The organism is Selenomonas sp. oral taxon 126, assembly GCF_001683335.1.
In the GTDB taxonomy this organism is placed as follows: domain Bacteria; phylum Bacillota; class Negativicutes; order Selenomonadales; family Selenomonadaceae; genus Centipeda.
In genome coordinates this window covers 58,104-61,759 of the sequence record NZ_CP016201.1, presented here as the reverse complement: position 1 = coordinate 61,759, position 3,656 = coordinate 58,104, and the positions used below count along the sequence as shown (strand labels likewise).

The 3,656-nt window shown below is 57.0% G+C and carries 4 protein-coding genes; 3 read left to right on the top strand and 1 reads right to left on the bottom strand.

Features of this window, described 5'->3' with window-relative positions:
* From AXF19_RS00265 to AXF19_RS00255, 3 genes are all read left to right on the top strand, one after another.
* Positions 1–1,299 (top strand): ABC transporter substrate-binding protein (locus AXF19_RS00265; protein ID WP_066849903.1); only part of this gene is annotated, 1,299 nt, incomplete at its 5' end.
* A complete protein-coding gene (locus AXF19_RS00260; protein WP_066843433.1) occupies positions 1,286–2,083 on the top strand; it encodes an ABC transporter ATP-binding protein in 798 nt (265 codons plus the stop codon). The genes AXF19_RS00265 and AXF19_RS00260, both read left to right, overlap by 14 nt.
* Before the next feature lie 14 nt (positions 2,084–2,097).
* A complete protein-coding gene (locus AXF19_RS00255) occupies positions 2,098–2,871 on the top strand; it encodes an ABC transporter ATP-binding protein (protein WP_066843430.1) in 774 nt (257 codons plus the stop codon).
* A gap of 75 nt (positions 2,872–2,946) precedes the next feature.
* Here the strand turns inward: AXF19_RS00255 and AXF19_RS14480 are convergent.
* Positions 2,947–3,656: CZB domain-containing protein (locus AXF19_RS14480; RefSeq protein ID WP_172837335.1), on the bottom strand; the 710-nt coding region annotated here is incomplete at its 5' end.

Genomic DNA, 3,656 nt, shown 5'->3' with positions numbered 1-3,656 from the left:
ACACCGCAGCTTGCCGATAAGTGGGAGGCGGTCAACCCGACGACGTGGCGTTTCCACATCCGTGAGAATGTGAAGTTCCAGGATGGTGAGGCGATGACGCCGGAGCTCGTCAAGGCATCGCTCGAGCGCACGCTGAAGGAGAGCCCGCGCTCGCAGAAGTCCTCGAAGATCAAGGAAATCAAGGTGGACGGACAGAACCTCCTCATCGAGACGACGGAGCCGTACGGCGCACTCGTGGCGGCACTGACGGAGCCTGCCTTTGTTATCATCAATACGAAGGCGGATCTCTCGAAAGCGGATTCCGCACCTGTGCTGACGGGCCCCTATCAGATTGTCGGCTTCAAGAAGAACGAGGAGATTCAGCTCAAGAAGAATGAGCACTATTGGGACGGCACCCCTGGGCTTGACACGCTTACGGTCAAGAACATCGAGGATGACAACAAGCGTGCGATGGCACTGCAGGCGGGCGATGTGGATTACATCCAGCGGTGCAACAGTGCGAGCCGCAGTCTCTTTGAGAATGACAAATACAAGATCCATGAGATCACGGGTGTGCGTGTCTATATGTTCCGCATGAATCTCGAGCGTGTGCTCGCGGATGCACATCTGCGTCGTGCACTCAGCTATGCGGTTAACTACGATGATCTGGTGAAGATCGAGGGGAACGGCACAGCTGTCGCAGGGGCGGTATTTCCGCCGCACCTCGGGCCCTCGTATCAGGAGTCGCTGCGGCAGCATACGGATCTCGCAAAGGCCGCGGAGGAGCTTGCCGCCGCAGGTTATACCGCGAAGAATGCAGATGGCTATGTGACGAAGGACGGCAAGGAACTCGAGCTGACGATCAATGCGTGGGGCAGCAAGTCCGAGATTTATGAGGCTCTGCAGAACCAGCTCAAGCAGGTGGGCATCAAGGCGACGATCCGCCGCATCCAGAACTCCGAGGAGGCAAAGACGAAGCGAGACTTTGACCTGACGGAGAGCAACTGGATCACGCTCGGCACAAATGATCCGTTCTGGTATCTGGATCAGACACTCCGCTCGACCAGTGAGGAGAACGTCGGTCACTACAGCAACCCCGAGGTTGACAGCCTCCTGAAGCGAATGGGCGACTCTGCGGATGCCAAGGAACGCCTTGCACTCGCCGGTCAGATTGAGAACCTCGTGCTGCAGGATACGCCGAGCCTCTTCCTGTTCAGCGTGGCGAACCAGGTTGTCGCGACGAGCAAGGTGTCGGGCGTCTATATGCACCCGATCGACTACTACCTCATCACGAAGGATCTGACGATTGGCGGGAAGTAAGGCGGCGGACAGATCAGGCTCCCTGCTCTCGATTGTGCGCCTGACACTGCGCATTCATGCACATTGTGTGCTGCGTGATGTGACGATGGAGGTCGGGCGCGGTGAGATTGCAGCGGTCGTCGGTGAGAGCGGCTGCGGGAAATCAACCCTCCTGCGCGCCGTCATCGGCGTTCTGCCGGACGGCGGCATCATCGACGGCGGCGCGATCTCCTTTTGCGGGACGGAGCTGCTCGATGCTGCCGCATATGTGCGCAGTGACCTGATGGGGCGGGACATCGCAGTTCTTTTTCAGGATCCCGGTGCCTATCTGAATCCCATACGCCGCATCGGTGCACAGTTCTCCGACTATCTGAAGGCGCACGGTGCGGGGCGCGACTGGCGGGAGACCGCGATTGCTGCTCTGCGTCGTGAGGGTCTGGAGGATCCCGAAAAGATCATGGAGGCGTATCCGTTCCAGCTCAGCGGCGGTATGCGCCAGCGCGCTGCCACGGCAATGACGCTCTCGCTCGCGCCGAAATTCCTCTTGGTCGATGAGCCGACAAGCGCACTCGATGTCATTGCGAGCCGCAGTCTGCTCGATCGGCTCAAGCGTATGGCGGGGGAGCAGGGCTGCTCCATCGTCTTTGTGACGCATAATATGGACGCAGCAGCCTATGTAGCGGATACGATCTACATCATGCAGAGCGGCAGATTTGTTGAACATGGCAGGGCAGAGGATGTCCTGCACCGGCCGTCGCATCCCTATACGAGGGTCTTGCTGGATGCTGTTCCGTATTTGACGTGAGGATCGGGGGGCGTATGAAAGAAAATGTTCTTCGCGTTCAGGATCTAAAGAAAACCTATCGTGAGGGAACGCGCCTCGTCGAAGCGGTCAGGGGGGTGTCCTTTGACCTATATGCGGGAGAAATCACCGGAATCGTCGGTGCAAGCGGCTGCGGGAAGTCCACGCTCCTGCAGATGATTGCGGGACTTGAAACGCCGTCTGACGGATGTATTTCCTTTTTGGGACAGACGTTGACAGCGGTGCAGAGAGGATGGCCGCGCGATGTCTACCGACATCTCCAACTGATATTTCAAAATCCGCTCGAGGCATTCAGCCCGCGTATGACGGTCGGGCAGTTTCTGCTCGAGCCGCTGCGCCGTTTCGGCCTTGTCACCGACGGGGAGGAGCGCAGTACCCTGCATATGATGCTGGAGCGCGCACACCTGCCGTCCGATACGGCAGAGCGTCTGCCGCATCAGCTCAGCGGGGGTCAGCTTCAGCGTGCAGTGATGATCCGAGCACTCTTTGTTCGTCCCAATCTGTTGCTCTTTGATGAACCGACCAGCGCATTGGATGTTGTTACACAGGCAGCTCTTCTGGATTTTATCCGCGAACTGCATTCTGAGTATGGGTTTACGGGGCTTTTTGTCACGCATGACCTTGCGGTTGTGCAGAAGATGACCACACGCGTTCTTGTCATGGAGCATGGTGAAATTGTCGAAGAACTGCCGTCAACGGCACTGAGGGAGGCAGTACATCCCTTCACACGACGGCTGATTGCAGCACAGCTGCCGCATGATTGCACATAAAAAAGACTGCGTACGGAGATGCGGCTCCGTACGCAGTCTTTTTTGATGGATTCAGCACCGCTGATCAGTGCTTCCTTATATCCTGCTCTTGATTTTGTCGAGACAGGAGAGAACCTCGTCGGACAGACGGTCGACCTCGGGCAGGTTCCGCTCTACCTCCTGCATACGCTTGTCATGATATGCACGGATTGTTGCGGCACAGAGCTTGTGGAACTTCTCATGGCAGATACCGAGGGTCTCGAATTCCGGCATACGACCGTACGATTCCTTGCCTTCGCCGAAGTACCATTTTCCGAGGCGGCATACTGTATGGTTCTCGACATCGGCTGCGTTGAGCTCGATATTGCCCCACATCATTTGGTGCATCCGCATTCCCCAGATCATGTGGTCGGTCTTTGCAAATTCGATCATTTCTTTCGGACCAAAGCCGAGTTTTAATGCACCGATGTTCATGCGCACCGTATTGATTTTACGGATCGAATCATACATATCTCGGTTGCAGGTCTTTGAGCCGTCCGTCATTCGTACCACATCATTGGTGGTGGACTGGAGGGTGGCGTTCATCTCCTCGAATGCCGCAGATTGACGCTGGGCAAGCGGCGCGAGATCGTCGATTGTTTTGTTGATGGCATCAAAGACTGCGGTGAGCTTGCTCGATTCGCCGGATGCCTGCCCCACGGCCTCGACATTGGCACGGAAGGAGTCGTCCATCTGTTGGAACTCATTCGTAATCTGCTCGACGCCCGTGCGAATCTGCGTCAGCTGGTCACGGATCTCATCGACGG

Bases quoted from the DNA above. Each gene is read 5' to 3' on its own strand.
- AXF19_RS00255 (WP_066843430.1), top strand. From the start codon at position 2,098: ATGAAAGAAAATGTTCTTCGCGTTCAGGATCTAAAGAAAACCTATCGT.